This window comes from Thalassospira lucentensis (genome assembly GCF_011806425.1).
GTDB classification, from domain to species: domain Bacteria; phylum Pseudomonadota; class Alphaproteobacteria; order Rhodospirillales; family Thalassospiraceae; genus Thalassospira; species Thalassospira lucentensis_B.
Genome location: NZ_JAATOV010000008.1, coordinates 125,580 through 146,152 on the forward strand (window position 1 = coordinate 125,580; position 20,573 = coordinate 146,152).

The following is a 20,573-nucleotide window of genomic DNA, read 5'->3' on the forward strand; positions in this document are numbered from 1 at the left end:
CACAAAGGAATTATTCAGGTTTAAGAACGGTTGAGATCAGGCGATCTCGACCGTTCTAAAGGCAGGTGTCGGCCGGGAACGCAATGCCCAGATTGCCGCCTGCGTGCGGTTATCGACCTTTATTTTGCGCAGGATACTTTTCACGTGCACTTTTACGGTCGCCTCTGAAATATTTAAGTTCAGAGCAATGCGTTTATTGGAATCGCCGCGCGCCAGGCAATCAAGGATCTCTCTTTCGCGGTGAGAAAGATCGATATTGTCGCATGTATGATCGGAAATCCCGATGGACGACATATACTGAAAGCGCTCCATCATCACATTGGCCAGATTTGAAGGGTAAATCTTTTCGCCTTCGCTCATAAGCCGCAATGAGAGCTCAATGGTTGTCTGCGAGACATCATTTAACAGTGCGCCGCTAACCCCTAGCTGAAACAACGTGAACAGTTGATCTGCCCGATAATCATTGGCCAGAGTCATGATGTTGACATCAGGGAAGTTCAGGTGAAACTGACTGAGCTGACTGATTTGGTCATCGAATGTATCGATGTTGAAGATCACCGTACGAAGATCTTCGTCATCGGGCATAGTCTTGATCAGTTTTTCCAGATTGGGCGCGCCCATGATGTGGGTGTCGTCTATCTTGCCCAAAATGCTTGTCAAACCACTCCGCAAAAGAGTGCTCGAGTGAACTACAGCAATCATTGACGATGTAGTTTCATTGTTCGGTCGCATAGTGATAGCCCCTGTTTTACGGCGCACTCCGACTATTTGCAGAGCACGTCCCCCAAGATAAAAGTTTGATCACTTTTCTGCTCCGATGGAGGCAGCGAGGCCCCCTTAAGAGTCTTATTGTTGTTTGCGGGGTGTGTCCCCCTTTGATGAGTGGCGTTAAGTTAGTCCGATTAAGATGATCGGTCTATAATCCACCAGGGTTAATCAACCCACGGTCGCGACCCATAAGGGGTAGCCATCTTGTGTCCTTGGGCTGTGCGCATTGTTAAGCATGGCGGAAGCAGAAGTGTTAGGGGCAAATGCACCTATTCGTACTTTTTTTCATAAAAAACAGGGTGTTTTGTCGTCGAAATCTTGTGCGAAAATGCCCAAAGAGTTTGATTTCTATTGATATTTTGGGCCTATCCACTCGGATATATCCGGAGCGCTTAGTAAAGGTCTAAATTCGACGTCGCAGCGTTATTTGGACCTTGGTGTCCACAAAAAGACCGCGAATCGCGAAAAGAATGCTCCGAGTCGCGTCTTGAGAAACGGCAGAAAACTGCGATTTTTTCCCCTGCGCAAGAGGTTGCCCCCATCCTTAATGGTCGCGACCGGCTGTTCTTTAGAAGAGTATGAAGTACTACCCTTGCGGGTAAGTTTCACCGTGTCTTTGGGGCGGGGCAGATCAGATGTCGAAAAGGGCGGCGGTGATCTTTTGACCCATCGGTGCCATCAGGTGACGTTCGTGCGGGGTAAGCCAGCGCATCTCGGCAATCTCGCGCGCCGGCGATAGTGTCCCGGTATAGTCGGCGATGAAGCAGGTCATACGCACAATCGCACCGTTTGGCTGGTTATGGCCATGTCCGGCAAAAATGCCAAGTTCGCGGATGGTTTCGGGAAGAAGTGTCACGCCGAGTTCTTCATTGATTTCGCGTTTGACGGCATCAAGGGGTGTTTCGCCCGGATCAACCTTGCCGCCAGGCAGATAAAACCGATCCCGGCCGTGGCTGCGCACGGATAGGATCTTTGCACCATCGCGCAAGATCCAATTGGCGGTTTCGATGACTTTGACGGTATCAGGCTGTGTCATGTCCCAAAATCTTGTTTGTCTTACAAAATGGCGACATCAAGCCCAATATCGACGGCCGGGGCCGATTGGGTAATTCGGCCAACTGATACGTAATCAACACCGGTCGCCGCGATCGCACCAATGGTCTGAAGGTTCACACCGCCCGATGCTTCGGTTTTGCAGCGGCCATCGACAATCGCAACGGCTTTGCGCAGCATATCCGGACCCATGTTATCAAGCAGGATGATGTCGGCACCTGCTGTCGCGGCCTCGGTCACTTGATCAAGGGTATCGCATTCAACTTCGATCTTGGGCAGGTTGGCGGCGCGTGCGGCTTGCACGCATTTGGTGATCGATCCGACAACACCGATATGGTTGTCCTTGATCATCACCCCGTCATAGAGGCCCATGCGGTGGTTCTGAGCGCCGCCCATGCGGGTGGCATATTTTTCAAGCTTGCGCCAACCGGGAAGTGTTTTGCGCGTATCTAGAAGGGTCGCTTCTGTGTCGCCCATTGCCGCCACATAGGTCCGCGTCGTGGTCGCAATGCCAGATAAATGTTGCAGGGTGTTCAGGGCGGTTCGCTCTGCGGTTAAAATACCGCGCGCATTGCCTTCAACCACTGCCAGAACGTCCTTGGCCGAAATCTCATCACCGTCTTCACAGTTTTTGGTGATTTTGGCATCCGGGACCAGTTTGCGGAAACATTCCAGCGCAATATCAAGCCCGGCGACCACGATATCTTCGCGCGTTTCAAGTGCCACACGCAGCCGCGCATTTTCGGGCACCACATTGTCCGATGTGATGTCGCCAGGGCCGATATCCTCGGCAAAGGCATGGTCGATGAATTGCGAAATTTCAGCAGCGGTCAGGGCGTTCATGATGGGGCAGCCGTTTTGAAGTCATCTGGGAAATGGAAAACAGCCCCGCATGGCCTGCGGGGCTGTTCGACAGCTTGGCTTAGGCCGCGTCGTCTTTTTTCAATGGAATGCCTTTTGACATTTCCAGCATCCGTTCAAGCGGTTTAACCGCTGCCACGCGCAAATCTTCGGGCATGACAATCTGTGGGCCGTTATTGACCAAGCACAGATACAGCTTTTCAAGCGTGTTAAGCTCCATGAACGGGCAATTGTTACACGCGCAACTGCCATCCGCACCTGGGACTGGAATGAATTCCTTGTGCGGGGCTGCTTTTTCCATCTGGTGGATGATATGCGGTTCGGTGGCGATCAGATATTTTTGATCTGGACCGTTAATCACATATTCCAAAATCGCCCGGGTCGATCCAATGTGATCGGCATGTTTCAAAATGCCGTCGTGGCATTCTGGGTGGGCGGCGATTTTGGCATCCGGGTTCTGGGTTTTCAGACGGATCAATTCACGCTCGGAAAACTGCTCATGCACGATGCACGATCCGTTCCACAGCGTCATGTCACGACCGGTTTTCTTGGCAAGGTAGCTACCAAGATGGCGGTCTGGCGCCCAAAGGATTGGTTTGTCAGCTGGGATTTGATCAATGATCTCGGCCGCGTTGGACGAGGTCACGATAATGTCCGATGCTGCCTTCACCTCTGCCGAGCAGTTGATATAGGTGATCGATACGTGATCGGGATGCTGTTCGCGGAATTTGCGGAACGGCTCTGGCTGGCAAGAATCTTCAAGCGAGCAACCCGCTTTTGAATCAGGCAGCAGAACGGTTTTGTTCGGGCTGAGGATCTTGGCCACTTCGGCCATGAAGCGCACGCCGCAAAACACGATGACATCCGCATCGGTTTCGGCCGCTTTGCGCGACAGATCAAGGCTATCGCCGACAAAATCGGCAAGATCCTGAATTTCCCCATCCTGATAGTAATGGGCCAGAATGATCGCATTCTTTTCTTTCTTAAGGCGGGCAATTTCCGCCTCAAGATCCAAAGTCGGATCAATCTGCATTTCCGACATTGCGTCCGCCGAAGCTTCGGCAATTGTAATCATTTCATTCATGGCGTCGTCTCATCTCGCCTGTTGCAAGCCGGAGATAAGAAGCGGGGCCCAGCATTGCAAGTTAATGACAGTTTGAAACCTGAATATCGCCATTAGGCCGCGATAGCAAGGAAATGGGCAAACTGTTGCGGATTGTCCGGGGTTTCGGGGCTAATCGGTTGATGTTTGGCCATTTGCTGCTGTAACGGTGCCCGCGCAAAAAGATCGAAATGGCGGTTAAGCGAATACTGAGTCAATTAAAAATAAAAATATGTTCATTGTAAAATATCAATAAATGTTCATACAGTGAATGCTGGATGATTTTTTGGTGCGTCACATAAATAAAGAAAGTGATTGTTCGATTTTTATTTATGAGATGCGGATAGGTTATGCCCCGTATTCCCAAGGCATAAGTGTGAATTTTGCCTCTCTGTTACTGAAAAATATATCCGACCCTTTCACCAATGGAAAATTCTGTTGGTTCTTCCTAACCAACGCGCTGTTGCGCGGTAGGAGCTATTTTGACAAATCGTACCACATCTAAAATTCTGAATTTTGTAAGACCGTTTAGCTTGCGTGGTCTGGCCGAAGTTCTGCCTGCCGGGTCTTATAAAGTCATGACCGAAGAAATGCAGGACGAGAAAGTCACATATCCAACCTGGCAGTGGGTTTCGACGCAGATGCACCTAAACACCAATTCGGACCGTTCCGACGATGCCCGGATGATGGCTGTTGATCCGCGTGATCTTGAAGTGGCGTATTTGCGCGATCAAAGAATGATCGATGCCCGCCCAAAAGTCGCCTTTTCGGCCAGAGGGTCGAATACCCGCGCCAAACGCGTCTTTTGATCGTCCCCCGGTTAGGGAAACCTGACCGGACGCCATGCTTACACAAGATACTTAGCGATAACAAAAAGCGCATGTGGCGGCCCGAATGTAAGGCCGCCCAAAGCTGCTTTGGGGCTTAAATAAAGTCCGACCAGATTGCCGCATCAGCAGCGATCAAATCGAAAACCCGTAATATTCCCACTCAGCCGCACTGACTTTCAGCGCCATCTGTTCATATTCCGCCTGCTTAATTTTGGTAAAGGCGGTGTGGAACCGTGGGCCAAGTGTGCGCTTATTAAAATCAGATACGGCAAATTGATCAATCGCGTCGAGCCAATGACGCGGAAGGTCATTGGGGGCTTTGGCCTGACCGATTTCATCTTCGCATGCCTTGCCCGGATCAATTTTGCCTTCAATCCCGTCAAGTGCGGCGCCAAGGGTCACGGCGGCCACCAGATACGGATTGGCATCCACACCGGCGATGCGATGTTCAAAATGGCGGGTTTTGCCCGGCGTTCCGGGCACACGCAATGCCACGGTACGGTTTTCAACACCCCAATCATCTGAGGCCGGCGAATACATCGCCGATGCAAACCGGCGCCATGAATTCATAAACGGGGCGAGCAACAGCATGGTTTCGCCAATTGTGCCGCGCACGCCGCCAATGGCGTTGAGCATCAGCGGGCTTAACGAACCATCCGCCTGATCGGCAAACAGGTTGTTGCCGTCCTCATCGGCCAGGGATAAATGCAAATGCATGCCCGATCCGGCTTCATTGCCAAATGGTTTGGGCATAAAAACAGCTTCCAGCCCAAAACGTCGCGCCACAGTCCGGATCAGGCGTTTGGCGATAATAACGTCATCGGCGGCCCGCAAAAGATTGCGATACCGGATCGTCATTTCATATTGCCCCGGACCATACTCAGAAATCAGCGTTTCCAGCGTCAGGTCAAGATGCTTGGCGCCTTCATAAATCGCATCAAACAGCGGCGACATTTCATCGATTTCATCAACCGACATGGTATTGCGCAGGCGCGACCGCCGCTTTGTCAGGGCGTATGACGCTGGCTCATAAAGGCCATCTGCCGTCGGGGTTGGATTGACCAAGTAAAATTCAAGCTCAAACGCGCCCATGGGGGTAAAACCCATTTTTGCAGCACGTTTGACTTGGCTGACAAACACATTGCGCGGATCAACATCGTGCCCCGTGCCGTCTTCTTCATACATGCTGATCAAAATCTGCCCACGCCCGGTATGGGGCAAATAGCCCAACGTGCCCGGCACCGGCCAGCATCGGCAATCACCACCGCCACCGGTCTGGACCAAGCCACAATCATCGACATCTTCGCCAGATACATCCTGCCCAAAGATGGAACTTGGCAGGCCCCGCCCGGATTTATAGATGCTTTCGAGTTCGTGACGGCGGATCATCTTGCCCCGGCCAATGCCATGAAAATCGGTGAGGATGATATCAATGGCTTCAACATCCGGATATTTCGCAAGGAATGCCTCGGCTTCGGTGATCGCTGATCCGCTGGGCGAGGTTGTTGTCGTATTGTTCATGCGGTTTCGGTCCTGACCGTTACATCCTTCGAAGTGTTATCGCTTCGGGGGCGAGATGCATTATTGCCAATTCAGAGAGCTATCAGTTCTTGGTAAAAAATGTCGCTTTACAGATGCGGCCATCATTTATCTCGTAAATACACAGCATTTCTACCTCGCCTTTGCCTTGGGGGAAATTGCGTGTAACCATTTCATGGTCAATCACAACGTTTCCCACGACCGAGCGATGAATTAACCGCGCATGAAGGTCGGGTTCCAAAAACCGAGCTTCAAATCTTTGGCGTATTTCCGCGTGGCCTGTGGCCAGTAATGCGCCGTGTAACGCATAAAGCTCAGCATCCTTGTCATAGCATGTGAGAAGATCATCGATCTTTTTTGAATTATATGCGTCAAGCTGTGCCTGCACGATGCCAAGAGGTACTGTGGTTTTTGTTATCATTTTTGACGATATCCTTAGCCCTGAAAACGACGGAAGAAATAGCGATCTTTCGGCACACCTTCTGGGAGCGGTTCTTCGATGGTATTGGGCACGTCGATCTTCTGATCGGATGCAACAATCGCCCCGGTCATCAGCGCCTTCGGCAGGGTTTGACCAATAAAGGCCGCGATTTTGGCGTTCAGGTCTTCGTCCCCGGTGCCAACATCGGAATGGACCAGTGCCACCTTGCCTTTGAACCGTTCAACCGCGGTCGGCAGGGTTTCAAAAATATCGCCAAGGAACAGGTGGTCATCATCTGGAATGCATTTCGGATGGGCGGCAATCTGACGATCGAACACATAGATTTCCCGGTCGGGCATGATTTCACGCAAATGATCAAATGTGCGACCGTTGCCAAGGCCAATTTCCAAAATGATCCCGTCTTGATCCTTGATCATGTCCGCGGCCGCATTCAGGCAGTCGCGTTGGGCTTGCAGGCGGCGGATAACACTGTTGAGGCGTGACATTTAATCGGGTCTCCGGGGTTATGGGGCAATACGCATTGTTGGCGTTAATCTGGTGCAAAAAATGCCCGGTGCCAAGGCATCGGGCATTAAAAGCGATAAATTACGGTTTGAATTGGGTGGCATCGAATGCCGGAACATGTCCCCGGAATTCATCCAGCCATTTCACCAGATTGCCATATGTTTGCCGCCACTTCCCGTCAAAACGCAGATCAAGATAGCCCAGCGCACAGGCAATCGCGATATGACCGATATGAAGGTCAGCGCCAAGTGCCGGTGGGTTTGCTTCCAGCTGATCCAAGGCGCGTTTGACCTTGTCGGCCTGATAAGAAAGCCAGCCGTCATCGCGTTTGTCTTCGGTGCGCATGCGGGTTTCATAGACCTGCAAAATCGATGCATCGACAATGCCATCGCCAAGTGCTTGCAAGGTCAGCGCGTCCCAACGCGCGTCGCTTTCGGTTGGATGCACCGTCACGCCGTCGACCTGCGCGTCGAGATATTCACAAATCACACGTGAATCAAAAATCTTCCGACCATCATCAAGGATCAGGATCGGAATTTTCCCCAACGGATTTTGTTTGCGAAGGCTGTCTTGCGGATCATTGGTATTGGACATTTCGACCGACAATTGGTCGTAAAGGCCAAGAACTTTGGCAACGATTTTTACCTTGCGGCCAAACGGGGACGGATCACTTGATCGCAGAATCATGGGTGGTTACTCCGGGCGTTTTAATTGATTGCGCGCAGTGTAAGGGGGAAATAACCACAAGACGAAATGAATTTTTCCAAAATCACCGCCCAAGCCGTGATCAAAACCAGAAGCCAACCTTATCCGTTGTTTTTGCCGCCAGATGCCGGTGTTTCACCCGCAGTTTGGTTGGGGTCTTCAAGTCCGGCCAGATGAAGCTCACGCGCCAAGCGTACCGTCGGGCGGGCGGCAAAAAACACCGATCCGATGATAAACAGCCACGTGCCCGCGTAAACCGTTGCCTCATCCAAAAACAGGACACTGCCGACGATAAACAAAACAGCCGCCAAAAGGTCGATCACCGAATAGGCGATCTCATAGGCGCTGTATATTTTGCGGTGTTTGGGCCCGGCATCAAACCGGCGTGTCTGAAACAGCTTCATCGGGTGAAATTTCATCAGGCTTCCTTGCTATTTTTTATATTGCATTACCCTAACGCACCAGAAGTCGGATCGTTTCCACCTGTGGGTGATTTAACCACCTTACCGCCGGGCACGCGGATGGGTGCCGTTATAGACCGCCATCAGTTGTTCGCTGTCCACCGCAGTATAGCGCTGGGTGGTTGAAAGGGATGCGTGGCCCAAAAGATCCTGAATGGTGCGCAAATCACCGCCACCCGCCAAAAGATGCGTGGCAAAGGAATGACGCAGCGCATGCGGGGTCGCGGTATCCGGCAGGTTCAAAAGATCGCGGACCTTGCGCATTTCGCGTTGGGCAACCTGTGCCACCAATCGTTTGCCACGCGCCCCGACAAACAATGGATCATTGCCATCGGGCGCATAGGGGCAGGCGGACAGGTAATCGTCAATCGCCTCGCGGATGATCGGCAAGACCGGAACAAGACGCTGCTTGTTGCCTTTGCCGGTGATCACCATCGAATCCCCGCGCGGACGTTGATCCGCATTAAGGTCCAGCGCCTCAGAAATACGCAGGCCGCAGCCATAAAGCAGGGTAAAAAGTGCTAGGTTACGCTTTGCTAGCCACGGTTCATCTTGCCACGCCCCCGCATTTTCAAGCATCGCCAACGCATCCACCGGCGAAAGGGGCTTGGGCGTGCTTTGCGGCAAACGCGGATTGCGTATGGAACTCACCGCTGCGTTTTGGCCGCGGCCAGATCGGTCAAGAAACCGATAAAAATTTCGCAAGGATGATAACGCACGCGCGGTGGACGTTTTGGCCATCCCATCCGTGCTCCGCCGCGCAAGCCAGCTTCGAAAATCGCGCGGGGTTAACCGCAAAAGCGTGTCCAAGTTCGGGGTTTCACCCATATGCTCGCCAATAAAGCCAAGGAAAGCATAAAGGTCGGCCAGATAGTTTTCAGTGGTGTGGTTCGATGCGCGGCGTTCATCCGCAAGCCATGTGCGCCAATCGGCAATGGCTTCGCGGATGTCTGCCAGAAGTTTTAAGGCGGTTAGACCGTTTGGGTCAGCCATCGACGCACCCCAAATTCAATGACGGATGCCAAAAACATGATCAGGTCATTGGCCTGGGCCGGGCTGAAATATCCCGGTTCCTTAACACCAAATGCAACGATACCAACCGGATCACCATAAAATGGCGCAATACGAACAATTGCTGCCGACCGGATTTCAGATGCCCGTGGCCCAAAGATCGCCTCATCCCCGGCATCGTCTGGCAAAAGCCAAACATCCTGATCTTCGCCAAGAACCTGATCAACCGCACCGGTAACAAGGCGGCGAACCCGCCCATCACAGCTTGGTACGGGCGCCTCGGCGCATTCTTCAAAGCATAATGCGATGGCATCAAGATCAAGCAATTCCGGGACAAGGTCCTGTAACGCTTCGACAAAGGTTTCAAAGCCGCGCGCATTCAAAATCGCCAGAACCGCACGGTGGATGCGGCTTTGGGTTTCAAGGTTGGATTTGGAAATATTGATCAGTTCGCTGGTGGCACCGCGCAGCTTTTCGCGTTCGTCACGCAAACGCGCGACAACATATTGCTGCATATCGGCCACGCCTGATCCCATTTCACGGACCGGCAATTCAAGACTTTCAAGCAAGTCAGGGCGCGTTGTGAAGAAATCAGGATGTTCGGCGAGAAAGGTTGCGACATCGTCGGCGCGCAGTGCTGTCTTTTCCATCGGTTCCGGCTTGAAAAATGAGAAATAAAAAACCCGGCGGCCACAATGCGGGCCGCCGGGTTAAATGCGTGTTAAAAACCGTTCACAATGTCGGTTTTAATCGTGTCGTTCGCCGGAATGGCAATCGATACGATGAAAATTAAAGGATCGACTGGCCGGTTTTTTCCCAGTCAGCAAGGAACGTTTCAAGGCCCTTGTCGGTCAGCGGGTGTTTGGTCAGCTGGGTCAGAACCTGCGGCGGGATGGTGACAACATCAGCACCAAGACGGGCCGAGTCGACAACATGCTGCGGACCACGAGCCGATGCGACCAGAACTTCGGTCTGCCAGTTCGGGTAGTTGTTATAAACGTCAACGATGTCTGCAATCAGCTGCATACCGTCAGACGAAATGTCGTCCAAGCGGCCAACGAACGGCGAAACATAGGTCGCACCGGCTTTGGCAGCCAAGATCGCCTGACCAACCGAGAAGCAAAGCGTCACGTTGGTTTTGATGCCTTCGTCGGTGAAGGTACGGCAGGCTTTAAGACCGTCAGAGGTCAGCGGCAATTTGACGACGACATTGTCGGCGATTTTTGCCAGTTTGCGGCCTTCTGCAACCATGGTCTCGTAATCGGTCGCTGCAACTTCTGCGCTGACCGGGCCGTCGACGACGTCACAAATTTCCTTGATCAGTTCGAGAAACGGTCGGCCTGTTTTTGCTACCAGCGACGGGTTCGTGGTGACGCCGTCTACAAGGCCGGACATGGCGATTTCGCGGATTGCGTCAATGTCGGCAGTATCGATGAAAAACTTCATTGGATTTCCTATTCGGACCTTTTCAAGATCGTCGTTTGAAGATCGTTGTTCGATGATGCGGTTAGCGTTAGGGTCTGGACCAATTCAACGAGCGGCTCCAGATCCAAGCTGTGGGACCGTTTTCTATTATGCCAAGGACCAAATCAGGTAAATGTTCCAAATGGTCCAACAAGCATTCCGACGGGGTTTATAATATATGAGCGCGGCAAAGGCCACATCTGGAAATCTGTTTGCTGATGATCCGGCCTTTCAGATCACCGCACAGACCATAAGCGTGTTGCCGCCGCTGCCGTTGGCAGGGCCGTATGACTATATGGTGCCCGAAGGTTTATCGGTGCAGCCGGGAGATTTTGTTGAAATCCCGCTGGGCCGTCAAACTCAGCGCGGTGTCGTTTGGGGCGATGCCAAGGGCGATGTCGAGTCGAGTAAGCTGCGTGAAATTTATGGCGTGCTTCCGGCCGAACCCATGCCCGACGTTACCCGCAAATTCATTGATTGGGTGTCGGCCTATACCATGGCCCCACAGGGGGCCGTGCTGCGCATGGCCATGAGCGTCCCCGATGCGCTGGAACCACCCAAACCGATTTTTCGATTTACCCTGAGTACCGATTTTGACCCATCAAGTTTGCGCATGACCCCGCCGCGCAAACGCGTCATGGCATTCTTGGGCGAAAACCCCGCGATGGAGCAGGGCGATATCCTGCGCGAAACCGGTGCGGGTGTCAGCGTGGTCAAGGGATTGGTCGAAGCCGGTGCCGTACGGCGCCTGATGGTTAAACCGCCATCACCGTTTGATTTGCCCGATTTGTCCATCGGTCGCCCGAACCTGTCGGATGAGCAAACCATTGCCGCCGATGCGTTATGTGACCGTGTTGAGGCGGGCGGGGTTTCCTGCACGTTGCTCGATGGCATCACCGGGTCGGGCAAGACAGAAGTTTACTTTGAACCAATCCGCGCCGCATTGGCCGAGGGCAAACAGGTGGTGGTTCTGCTGCCAGAAATCGCACTTTCGGCCCAATGGTTGCAGCGTTTCCGCGATCGGTTTGGTGTCGTGCCCGCCCTTTGGCATTCCGAAGTCGGGCAGGCACGCCGCCGCGATACGTGGCGTTCGGTGGCCGATGGTTCGGTCAAGTTGGTGGTTGGGGCGCGTTCCGCCCTTTTCCTTCCTTACAAGGATCTTGGTCTGATCGTGGTCGACGAAGAACACGAACATGCCTTTAAGCAAGAAGACGGCGTGATTTACCATGCGCGCGACATGGCCGTTGCCCGCGCGCACCTTGGCGGTATTCCGATTGTTTTGGCATCCGCCACCCCATCGCTTGAAACCTTGGCCAATGTTGAAGCCGGGCGCTATTACCGTGTGGAGCTTGGCAACCGTCACGGGGCCGCCGTTTTGCCGAGTGTCGAGGTGATCGACATTCGCCAAGACAAACCCGAACGGCTGCGCTGGATCACACCAACCTTAAAAAAGCGATTGGTCGAAACGTTTGCCAATGGCGAACAGGCGATGCTGTTTTTGAACCGCCGTGGCTATGCGCCGCTAACCCTGTGTCGGGCGTGTGGTCATCGGTTCCAATGTCCCAATTGCACTGCATGGCTGGTGGAACATCGGGCATGGGGCAAATTACAATGCCATCACTGCGGTTATCAGGCCAAGGCACCCGATGTATGTCCCGCCTGCGGCGCAGAAGGCAAATTGGCCCCCTGTGGTCCCGGTGTTGAACGGCTATACGAAGAAGCGCTCGAAACATTCCCCAATATCCGGATCGAGGTTGCGACATCCGATAACATCATGGGGCCAAAGGCGGCCGCAGAACTGGTTCAACGGGTTCACAACCACGAAGTTGATCTTTTGATCGGCACGCAGATTTTGGCCAAGGGCTATCACTTCCCCTTGCTGACCTTGGTTGGGGTCGTTGATGCGGACCTTGGCTTGGCGGGTGGGGATTTGCGTGCGGCTGAACGCAGTTATCAGTTGCTGACCCAGGTGGCCGGGCGTGCCGGGCGTGGGGATCGTCCGGGGACCGTGATGCTGCAAACCGCCGATCCTGCCAACCGCGTGATCAAGGCAATTGCCGCAGGTGATCGCAATGCCTTTAACGAGGTGGAGCTTTCCCAACGCATGACACACGGCATGCCGCCCCATGGACGATTGGCCGCCCTTATTATCAGTGGCAAGAAAGAAAACGAAGTCGATGAAGCCGCATGGCGGATCGGTCGCGTGGCACCGCGTGGTGATGGCTTGATGGTGCTGGGGCCAGCCCCCGCCCCCTTGTCGCTTCTGCGCGGGCGCTATCGCCGCCGGTTCCTGATCCGGGCGGATAAGGGCGTAAAAATGCAGGCTCTTATTCATGATTGGCTGTCACAGGTTAAAACGCCGGGCAGCGTGCGTGTGCAGGTCGATATCGACCCCTACAGTTTCATGTAACCTGACTCTGCCGGGCTGAAAGCAACCTGTTCTAGTTGCCGTATTGCGTTTCCCAAAACTCGACCCCGTCCGGGCCAAGATAGCGCTTGAAAATGGCGACCAGCCTGCCGTCATGGCGCATTTCACGCAATATTTCGTCGTAGCGGGCAAGAAACATCTCTTTGTCCGGGTAATCGGACGCGCGAGAAAATGTATTGTAATAGGCCGCCCGGCGAAGGGGCTTATTCAAAAAGGCAATTTTACTGCGTGATCCGTTTTGAAGCACCTCATAGACCGTGCTCAGATAATTGACCGGGACAACATCAAACCGGTTTTCAAGCAACATGGGAATCAAAAGGTCATTTCTGGCAACGGTTTCAATGTCGAGCTCTGAACCCCAAAAGGTTGGGGTATATGAATAGCCAGCGGCCGCACCGATGCGATAGGCGCGTAAATCGGAATAGTCATCAAAATGTATGGCGTCGACGTCTTCGGCGCGAATGGCAAAACGCCAGTCCAGCAAAAGGTGGTTTTCTTCGGGATAGAGCAAATAGCCCGATCGTTCCTTGTTCTGGGAAAGCGTTAAAACGATATCCGAAAAGCCCTGCTTCGCATTGTAAAGCAACCGACGACCGCTATCGACAAAGCGGAACTCATAATCATTGATGTCCATTTCGCGCAGGATCTCGGTCATGATATCGACATCGATACCTTGCGGCTTTTTGCCCGAAAGCCATTTAAGCGGCGGTTCCTCGAGCCCTTCGATCAGCAATTTTCGGGCGTGCGCCGGACAATGGGAAATCGTCAATCCAATGATGATGGCAAGAAGATAAACCGTTTTTCGAAACGGCCAGGAGGCTGCTCTATCATGCCGATGGATCATGCGCCTCTCATCCCTTAAGCTGCTGCGGCGTATCAAACTCCCTTAATTGTATACGGAATATAGTGTTGTGAATAACGATAAAACGGTTTCATCAAGCGGCGAAACACAGCGCAGCATTTGTGAATGGGCCGAGATCACCTTTGGGCCTGTCAGCGCACCTGTTTCATTGGTCGAGCGTGCCATGCTTGAAATGGACGAGCTTAAAGAAGCCGTTCTGGCGGGGGATCATTCCGAAATCGGCAAAGAGGCAGCGGATGTTTTGATCTTGCTTTACCGTCTTGCCGATCAGTTTGGCCTTGATCTGGATCGCGAGGTTGCCGGCAAGATGGGGATCAATCTGTCACGCACATGGATAAAAAAGGGAGACGGCACCGGATCACATATTTGATCGGGTCTGCCCGTCATCCTCTCATTTTTGGAAAAGGCAAGATGTTGTATACGCTTTTCTATTCGCCTGGTGCCGCAAGCATGGCGGTTCACTGGATGCTGATCGAACTTGAGGTGGCGTTTGAAACGGTGCTTGTCGATATCGATCAAAGCCAACAGCGCAATCCGGACTATCTGCGTTTGAACCCGTCCGGCCGGGTGCCGACCCTTGTGATCGACGGTGCGCCATATGGTGAATCGGTGGCCTTGATGCTGCTGCTGGCGGAACGTCACCCCGGATCGGGTTTGGTGCCAGAACCAAATTCGCCGAACCGTGCTGAATGGCTCCAGTTGACCCTTTATATTGCAAATACCCTGATGCCCGCGATGCGCGATTGGCTGTACGCGGCCAAGGATGGCAATCCGGACGGGGCGGCGGCTGTAAAGGCGCTTGCGCAAAAGCGTATTTCTTCGGTTTGGGATGATTTCGAAGCCCGGTTTGAAGACGGGCGGCCCTGTTTAATGGGAAACACTTTTGGTGTGGTTGATATGCTGGCCATTATGTTGATGCGCTGGTCGCGTAATATGCCGTGTAACGCCATCGAATGGCCGCGTTTACGCGCCTATATTGATCAGGTTTGCGCACGACCCTCGTTTGGGGACCTTTGTGACCGCGAAGGTCTTCCGGCATGGCCCGCCTAATATCCAACGCGACCTCGGCCCGCCAGCTTGAACGGCGAAATAGGCGTTTTGTCTGCTAAAATGTAACCAAGGTCACATTTTCCGCCCGAAACTTTGTGGCGCGCCCGTTTCGCTTCCCACGCTAAGTCATCAAAATGGCGGGAGAATCGCGCTTTGAAGTCGTGCGGTGCGCAGGCCAAAACATCGTGCTTGTGGCCCTGACTGTTATTAAGCCTATTATTAAATAGTTGTAGAACTGCACGAAAAACAGGCGAATTGGTGCTGTTTGGGCACTTCTTTGCCGCAGAATGAAAAAGTCCGTCCAAATGGGGTTGCGCGGGGGTTGCCCATGCAAAGGACATGTGATACCAAACGCTCGCTTCTCGGAAGGAAACCCTTTCGGGGAACCATTTTTTTATACGTATCCGAGTCGTTCTCATAACCAGAATTGAGGGCTTTCACCGGTGTCCCAAAATACTGCCGCGACCGGGCTCCAAGGGCGCTATGCCACAGCACTATTTGACTTGGCCAAATCGGCTAAGCAGCTTGATGCTGTCAAAAGCGATCTTGAATTGCTCGACCAGGCCATCGCAACCAGCGATGACCTTCGGAATGTGCTCCGTAGTCCCGTGATTTCCCGGGATGTGCAGGCCAAGGCGATGGCTGCTCTTCTGGATAAGCTTGGTGTTTCCGAGTTGACCAAGAAGACTGTCGGGCTTCTATGTCAGAAGCGTCGTCTGTTTGCCCTGCCGGGTGTTATCAATTCCTACCTTTCCATGCTCTCAGCTCACAATGGTGAGGTGACCGCTCAGGTGACCTCGGCATCCGAGCTGAAGAAAGAGCAAATCGAAGCCGTTACCGGCGCTCTCAAAGAAGTTGTCGGCGCCACTGTAAAAGTGGACCTTAAAATTGATCCGGCGGTTCTTGGCGGTCTTATCGTCAAGGTCGGCTCCCGGGTTTTTGATGCCTCGCTTCGGACTAAACTTCAGAAGCTCGAGCTCGCTATGAAAGGGGTTGCGTGATGGAAATCCGCGCCGCGGAAATCTCCGCTATTCTTAAGGATCAGATTGCCAATTTTGGTGCTGATGCCGAAGTCGCCGAAGTCGGTCAGGTTCTGTCCGTCGGTGATGGTATTGCCCGTGTTCACGGTCTGGACAATGTTCAGGCAGGTGAACTCGTTGACTTCCCAGGTGGCATTAAGGGCATGGCCCTTAACCTCGAAGAAGACAACGTTGGTGTCGTGATCTTCGGTTCTGACCGTTCGATCAAAGAAGGTGACCAGGTTAAACGTACTGGCGCCATCGTTGACGTTCCGGTTGGTAAAGAACTTCTCGGTCGCGTTGTTGACGCGCTGGGTAACCCGATTGATGGCAAAGGTGATCTTGGTGCCACCGAACGTCGCCTTGCCGACGTTAAAGCACCGGGCATCATCCCGCGTAAATCGGTTCACGAGCCAGTACAGACCGGGATCAAGTCCATTGACTCCCTGATCCCGATTGGCCGTGGCCAGCGTGAGCTGATCATTGGTGACCGTCAGACCGGTAAAACCGCGATCATCATCGACACCATTCTCAACCAGAAGCCGGTGAACGATGCTGCGAAAAGCGACAGCGACAAGATGTTCTGCATCTATGTTGCCGTCGGTCAGAAACGTTCGACCGTTGCACAGGTTGTTAAGGTTCTCGAAGAACGCGGCGCGATGGAAAACACCATCATTGTTGCTGCGACCGCTTCTGACCCGGCACCGATGCAGTTCCTTGCACCGTTTGTTGCTTGCGCAATGGGCGAGTACTTCCGTGATAACGGCATGCACGCAACGATCTTCTACGATGATCTGTCCAAACAGGCAGTTGCTTATCGTCAGATGTCGCTCCTGCTTCGCCGCCCACCGGGACGTGAAGCATTCCCGGGTGACGTTTTCTATCTGCACTCCCGTCTTCTGGAACGTGCGGCGAAAATGAACGACGAAAACGGCGCTGGCTCGCTGACCGCTCTGCCGGTTATTGAAACCCAGGGCAACGACGTTTCCGCGTTTATTCCGACCAACGTGATTTCGATCACCGACGGTCAGATCTTCCTTGAAACCGACCTGTTCTATAAGGGTGTTCGCCCGGCTGTGAACGTTGGTCTGTCGGTTTCGCGTGTTGGTTCGTCCGCACAGATCAAAGCGATGAAGCAGGTTGCTGGCTCGATTAAGCTGGAACTCGCTCAGTATCGTGAGATGGAAGCATTCGCACAGTTCGCATCGGATCTTGATCCGGCAACCCAGAAACTTCTGGCCCGTGGTGCACGTCTGACCGAGCTGCTCAAGCAGCCGCAGTACTCGCCGCTTAAAGTCGAAGAGCAGGTTGTTGTGATTTACGCTGGTGTTAAAGGCTACCTTGACGGTGTCGACGTTAGCAAAATTCGCGCCTTCGAAGAGCAGTTCCTGTCGGACATCCGTTCGAGCGGTGCTGACATCCTCGATGCGATCCGCACCGAGAAGGTTCTGTCTGATGACAGCGAAACCAAGCTTAAAGCGTTCCTCGACAAGTTCGCGAAAACCTTCGCGTAAGTTTGAACTTTAGGCGAAGGAGGAAACGCAATGGCTAGTTTGAAGGATCTGCGCTCGCGCATTGCCAGCGTCAAATCGACGAAGAAAATTACTTCGGCGATGAAGATGGTGGCTGCCTCCAAGCTCCGCCGTTCGCAGGATGCAGCGGAAGCAGCGCGTCCCTATGCTGATCGCATGGGGACGATGCTGGGACGCCTCGCAGCTGCGGTAGGTGGATCACAAGGGGCACCAAAGCTTCTGGCCGGTACCGGTAAAGACGATGTGCATTTGCTCGTCGTGTTCACCGCGGACCGCGGCCTTTGCGGTGGTTTTAACGCATCGATCGTCAAAGCAGCACGTCTTAAAGTTCGCGCCCTTAAGGCCGACGGCAAGACCGTGAAGCTGATCTGTGTTGGCCGCAAAGGCGCAGATGCGCTTAAGCGTGAATTTGGTGACGATATCGTCGCCCGGTATACCGGCATCGAAGGTAAGAAAGGCATTGATTTCTCTGCCGCTTCCGACGTTGCTGACAAGATTCTGGCGCTTTACGACGAAGGCGAATTTGACGTCTGCACGATCTTCTACAACAAGTTCGTGTCCGCCATTTCCCAAGTCGTTACAGCACAGCAGCTGGTTCCGTTCGCGGGGGCAGAAGTTGACGAAGAGCAGGAAGAAGAAGCCACTGGTTCTTCTGCGGTTTACGAATACGAACCGTCCGAAGAAGCAATCTTGGCTGATTTGCTGCCGCGTAATGTTGGCGTCCAGATTTTCGGTGCGATGCTGGAAAGCAGTGCATCCGAGCACGGTGCGCGTATGTCCGCTATGGATAACGCAACCCGCAATGCCGGCGACATGATCGACCGACTGAGCATCCAATACAACCGCTCACGTCAGGCACAGATCACCAATGAACTGATTGAAATCATTTCCGGCGCCGAGGCTTTGTAAGCGGGTCGCAGGAAGTTAACGGATAGTTTTGTCCGAGCAGGAGACAATACCTATGGCGAACAAGAAGGCGGGGAAAATTTCCCAGGTAATGGGCGCCGTCGTCGACGTTAAATTCGACGGCGAACTGCCTCCCATTCTGAATGCGCTGCATGTTGACAACAACGGTCAGCGTCTGGTTCTCGAAGTTGCACAGCACCTTGGTGAAAGCGCGGTCCGTACGATCGCGATGGACACCACCGAAGGTCTGCAGCGTGGCCAGGAAGTCATCGATACCGGTGACGCGATCTCGGTTCCGGTTGGTCCGGAAACCCTTGGTCGTATCCTGAACGTGATCGGCGAGCCGGTCGATGAACGTGGTCCGGTTAAAACCGAAAAACGCTCACCGATTCACCGCGAAGCTCCGGCTTTCATCGATCAGTCGACCGACACCGAAATTCTGGTTACCGGCATTAAGGTCATCGACCTTATCGCGCCGTACACCAAAGGTGGTAAAATTGGTCTGTTCGGTGGTGCGGGCGTTGGTAAAACCGTCCTTATCATGGAATTGATCAACAACGTGGCCAAAGGCCACGGTGGTTATTCGGTCTTTGCTGGTGTTGGCGAACGTACCCGTGAAGGTAACGACCTCTATCACGAGATGATGGAATCAGGCGTTATCAACCTTGAGGGCGATTCAAAAGCTGCACTGGTTTACGGCCAGATGAACGAACCCCCCGGGGCACGTGCACGTGTTGCACTGACCGGTCTGACCTTGGCGGAATATTTCCGTGACGAAGAAGGCCAGGACGTTCTGTTCTTCGTGGATAACATCTTCCGCTTCACCCAGGCAGGTTCGGAAGTGTCCGCACTTCTCGGTCGTATCCCGTCTGCTGTGGGTTATCAGCCGACGCTGGCAACCGACATGGGTGCGCTGCAGGAACGTATTACCTCGACCAAAAAAGGTTCTATTACCTCGGTTCAGGCAATTTACGTCCCGGCCGATGACTTGACTGACCCGGCACCTGCAACCTCGTTTGCTCACCTTGACGCGACCACGACGCTCAATCGTCAGATTGCCGAGCTCGGCATCTATCCGGCAGTTGATCCGCTCGATAGTACCTCGCGTGCGCTCGATCCGGGCGTCATCGGCAAGGAACACTACGAGACCGCGCGTGAAGTTCAGCGTATTCTGCAGACCTACAAAGGTCTTCAGGACATCATCGCCATCCTCGGCATGGACGAGCTTTCGGAAGAAGACAAACTGGTCGTGGCCCGTGCCCGTAAGATCCAGCGTTTCCTTTCGCAGCCGTTCCACGTTGCTGAAGTCTTTACTGGTACCCCGGGCGTGTTCGTTCAGCTCGAAGACACCATCAAGGCTTTCGCTGCGATCTGCGCTGGTGAATACGACCACATGCCAGAACAGGCATTCTACATGGTCGGCACCATCGAAGAAGCCATCGAAAAAGCCAAGAAGATGGCCGAAGCTGCCTAAGGCAGTTTCGGTCCCCCTCCGGCTAAGGAGCGAGGATTGTCATGACTGATACGACTGTACTGGAACTTGTTTCGCCGTCTGCCCTGCTCAAATCTGAGCCGGTCGAGATGGTCGTTGTTCCGGGCATGGAAGGGAATTTTGGTGTGCTGCCAAAGCATGCGCCAATGATCTCGACCATTCGTCCGGGTGTCATCGACATCTATGCAGGTGGTAAGGTTTCCGAGCGTATCTTCGTCGCTGGCGGTGTTGCAGAGGTTAATCCCGAGCGTTGCACCATTCTGGCGGAAGAAGCGGTTGCGGTTTCCGATTTGAAAGCCGACGACGCGCAGGCACGTCTTGAAGCAGCAGATGCTGCTCTTAAGGCTGCTAGCACGCCACACGACAAAGCCAATGCCGAGCGTGAGCTCGAAATTGCACGGGCACAGATTTCTGCCCTGTCGAACTAAGCGTCGGTTCTACGATTTTAAAAAGGCCGCCTGTGTCATGCAGGCGGCCTTTTTGTTTGTCTGGGGCTTTTGTAAATACTGTTGAGAGCGGCGACCAAGTTGCCGCAGATCACGCT

General features: G+C 53.4%; 22 protein-coding genes. 9 read left to right on the forward strand and 13 right to left on the reverse strand.

Annotation, left to right across the window (positions count from 1 at the left end):
* Positions 1 to 36 precede the first annotated feature (36 nt).
* From HCZ99_RS20765 to nadA, 4 genes are all read right to left on the reverse strand, one after another.
* Positions 37 to 732, reverse strand: coding sequence for a response regulator transcription factor (locus tag HCZ99_RS20765; RefSeq protein WP_254869779.1), 696 nt, complete (start codon positions 730 to 732; stop codon positions 37 to 39).
* A gap of 667 nt (positions 733 to 1,399) precedes the next feature.
* Complete coding sequence (locus HCZ99_RS19975) at positions 1,400 to 1,804, reverse strand: NUDIX hydrolase (RefSeq protein WP_167448790.1); 405 nt, start codon at positions 1,802 to 1,804, stop codon at positions 1,400 to 1,402.
* Between the two features lie 20 nt (positions 1,805 to 1,824).
* Positions 1,825 to 2,664 (reverse strand): carboxylating nicotinate-nucleotide diphosphorylase, encoded by an 840-nt coding sequence (gene nadC, locus HCZ99_RS19980; protein WP_167448791.1) that lies wholly within the window; start codon positions 2,662 to 2,664, stop codon positions 1,825 to 1,827.
* A gap of 79 nt (positions 2,665 to 2,743) precedes the next feature.
* Positions 2,744 to 3,766, reverse strand: a complete 1,023-nt coding sequence (gene nadA, locus HCZ99_RS19985; RefSeq protein WP_167448792.1) for a quinolinate synthase NadA — start codon at positions 3,764 to 3,766, stop codon at positions 2,744 to 2,746.
* Positions 3,767 to 4,266: 500 nt separating this feature from the next.
* On the opposite strand from nadA, the gene HCZ99_RS19990 reads away from it, so the two are divergent.
* Entirely contained in the window at positions 4,267 to 4,593 is a 327-nt protein-coding gene (locus tag HCZ99_RS19990; protein ID WP_167448793.1) for a hypothetical protein, read from the forward strand.
* A gap of 153 nt (positions 4,594 to 4,746) precedes the next feature.
* Here HCZ99_RS19990 and HCZ99_RS19995 read toward each other — a convergent pair whose 3' ends face one another.
* From HCZ99_RS19995 to fsa, 8 genes are all read right to left on the reverse strand, one after another.
* Entirely contained in the window at positions 4,747 to 6,135 is a 1,389-nt protein-coding gene (locus tag HCZ99_RS19995) for a glutamine synthetase family protein (protein ID WP_167448794.1), read from the reverse strand.
* An 82-nt stretch (positions 6,136 to 6,217) separates the two neighbouring features.
* Complete coding sequence (locus tag HCZ99_RS20000) at positions 6,218 to 6,574, reverse strand: nuclear transport factor 2 family protein (protein WP_167448795.1); 357 nt, start codon at positions 6,572 to 6,574, stop codon at positions 6,218 to 6,220.
* Positions 6,575 to 6,588: 14 nt separating this feature from the next.
* Entirely contained in the window at positions 6,589 to 7,080 is a 492-nt protein-coding gene (locus tag HCZ99_RS20005; protein WP_167448796.1) for a class I SAM-dependent methyltransferase, read from the reverse strand.
* A gap of 100 nt (positions 7,081 to 7,180) precedes the next feature.
* Positions 7,181 to 7,786: a glutathione S-transferase N-terminal domain-containing protein gene (locus tag HCZ99_RS20010; protein WP_167448797.1), complete on the reverse strand. Its 606-nt coding sequence runs from the start codon at positions 7,784 to 7,786 to the stop codon at positions 7,181 to 7,183.
* A 119-nt stretch (positions 7,787 to 7,905) separates the two neighbouring features.
* Positions 7,906 to 8,223, reverse strand: a complete 318-nt coding sequence (locus HCZ99_RS20015) for a YrhK family protein (protein WP_254869780.1) — start codon at positions 8,221 to 8,223, stop codon at positions 7,906 to 7,908.
* A gap of 84 nt (positions 8,224 to 8,307) precedes the next feature.
* The gene (locus tag HCZ99_RS20020; RefSeq protein WP_167448798.1) at positions 8,308 to 9,258 is read right to left on the reverse strand and encodes a tyrosine recombinase XerC; all 951 of its coding nucleotides are present in this window, start codon (positions 9,256 to 9,258) and stop codon (positions 8,308 to 8,310) included.
* Positions 9,237 to 9,926: a DUF484 family protein gene (locus HCZ99_RS20025; protein ID WP_167448799.1), complete on the reverse strand. Its 690-nt coding sequence runs from the start codon at positions 9,924 to 9,926 to the stop codon at positions 9,237 to 9,239. Before HCZ99_RS20025 ends, HCZ99_RS20020 begins: the two co-directional genes overlap by 22 nt.
* A gap of 139 nt (positions 9,927 to 10,065) precedes the next feature.
* Positions 10,066 to 10,722 (reverse strand): fructose-6-phosphate aldolase, encoded by a 657-nt coding sequence (gene fsa / locus HCZ99_RS20030; protein ID WP_167448800.1) that lies wholly within the window; start codon positions 10,720 to 10,722, stop codon positions 10,066 to 10,068.
* A gap of 196 nt (positions 10,723 to 10,918) precedes the next feature.
* Between fsa and HCZ99_RS20035 the strand changes: the two genes are divergently transcribed.
* On the forward strand, positions 10,919 to 13,150 hold the full coding sequence (locus HCZ99_RS20035) for a primosomal protein N' (RefSeq protein ID WP_167448801.1): 2,232 nt from the start codon (positions 10,919 to 10,921) through the stop codon (positions 13,148 to 13,150).
* A 31-nt stretch (positions 13,151 to 13,181) separates the two neighbouring features.
* On the opposite strand, the gene HCZ99_RS20040 is transcribed toward HCZ99_RS20035, so the two are convergent.
* The gene (locus tag HCZ99_RS20040) at positions 13,182 to 14,012 is read right to left on the reverse strand and encodes a substrate-binding periplasmic protein (protein WP_167448802.1); all 831 of its coding nucleotides are present in this window, start codon (positions 14,010 to 14,012) and stop codon (positions 13,182 to 13,184) included.
* 67 nt (positions 14,013 to 14,079) lie between these two features.
* Between HCZ99_RS20040 and HCZ99_RS20965 the strand changes: the two genes are divergently transcribed.
* The 7 genes from HCZ99_RS20965 to atpC all read left to right on the forward strand — a co-directional run bounded on the left by HCZ99_RS20965 (position 14,080) and on the right by atpC (position 20,457).
* Entirely contained in the window at positions 14,080 to 14,400 is a 321-nt protein-coding gene (locus HCZ99_RS20965) for a MazG-like family protein (protein ID WP_368484292.1), read from the forward strand.
* A 41-nt stretch (positions 14,401 to 14,441) separates the two neighbouring features.
* Positions 14,442 to 15,080, forward strand: coding sequence for a glutathione S-transferase family protein (locus tag HCZ99_RS20050; protein ID WP_167448803.1), 639 nt, complete (start codon positions 14,442 to 14,444; stop codon positions 15,078 to 15,080).
* A gap of 443 nt (positions 15,081 to 15,523) precedes the next feature.
* Positions 15,524 to 16,081 (forward strand): F0F1 ATP synthase subunit delta, encoded by a 558-nt coding sequence (locus HCZ99_RS20055; protein ID WP_167448804.1) that lies wholly within the window; start codon positions 15,524 to 15,526, stop codon positions 16,079 to 16,081.
* A complete protein-coding gene (gene atpA, locus HCZ99_RS20060; RefSeq protein WP_167448805.1) occupies positions 16,081 to 17,613 on the forward strand; it encodes a F0F1 ATP synthase subunit alpha in 1,533 nt (510 codons plus the stop codon). Before HCZ99_RS20055 ends, atpA begins: the two co-directional genes overlap by 1 nt.
* 30 nt (positions 17,614 to 17,643) lie before the next feature.
* Complete coding sequence (locus HCZ99_RS20065) at positions 17,644 to 18,540, forward strand: F0F1 ATP synthase subunit gamma (protein WP_167448806.1); 897 nt, start codon at positions 17,644 to 17,646, stop codon at positions 18,538 to 18,540.
* Positions 18,541 to 18,592: 52 nt separating this feature from the next.
* A complete protein-coding gene (gene atpD / locus HCZ99_RS20070) occupies positions 18,593 to 20,011 on the forward strand; it encodes a F0F1 ATP synthase subunit beta (RefSeq protein WP_167448807.1) in 1,419 nt (472 codons plus the stop codon).
* A 41-nt stretch (positions 20,012 to 20,052) separates the two neighbouring features.
* Positions 20,053 to 20,457, forward strand: a complete 405-nt coding sequence (gene atpC, locus HCZ99_RS20075; RefSeq protein WP_167448808.1) for an ATP synthase F1 subunit epsilon — start codon at positions 20,053 to 20,055, stop codon at positions 20,455 to 20,457.
* Positions 20,458 to 20,573: the final 116 nt, after the last annotated feature.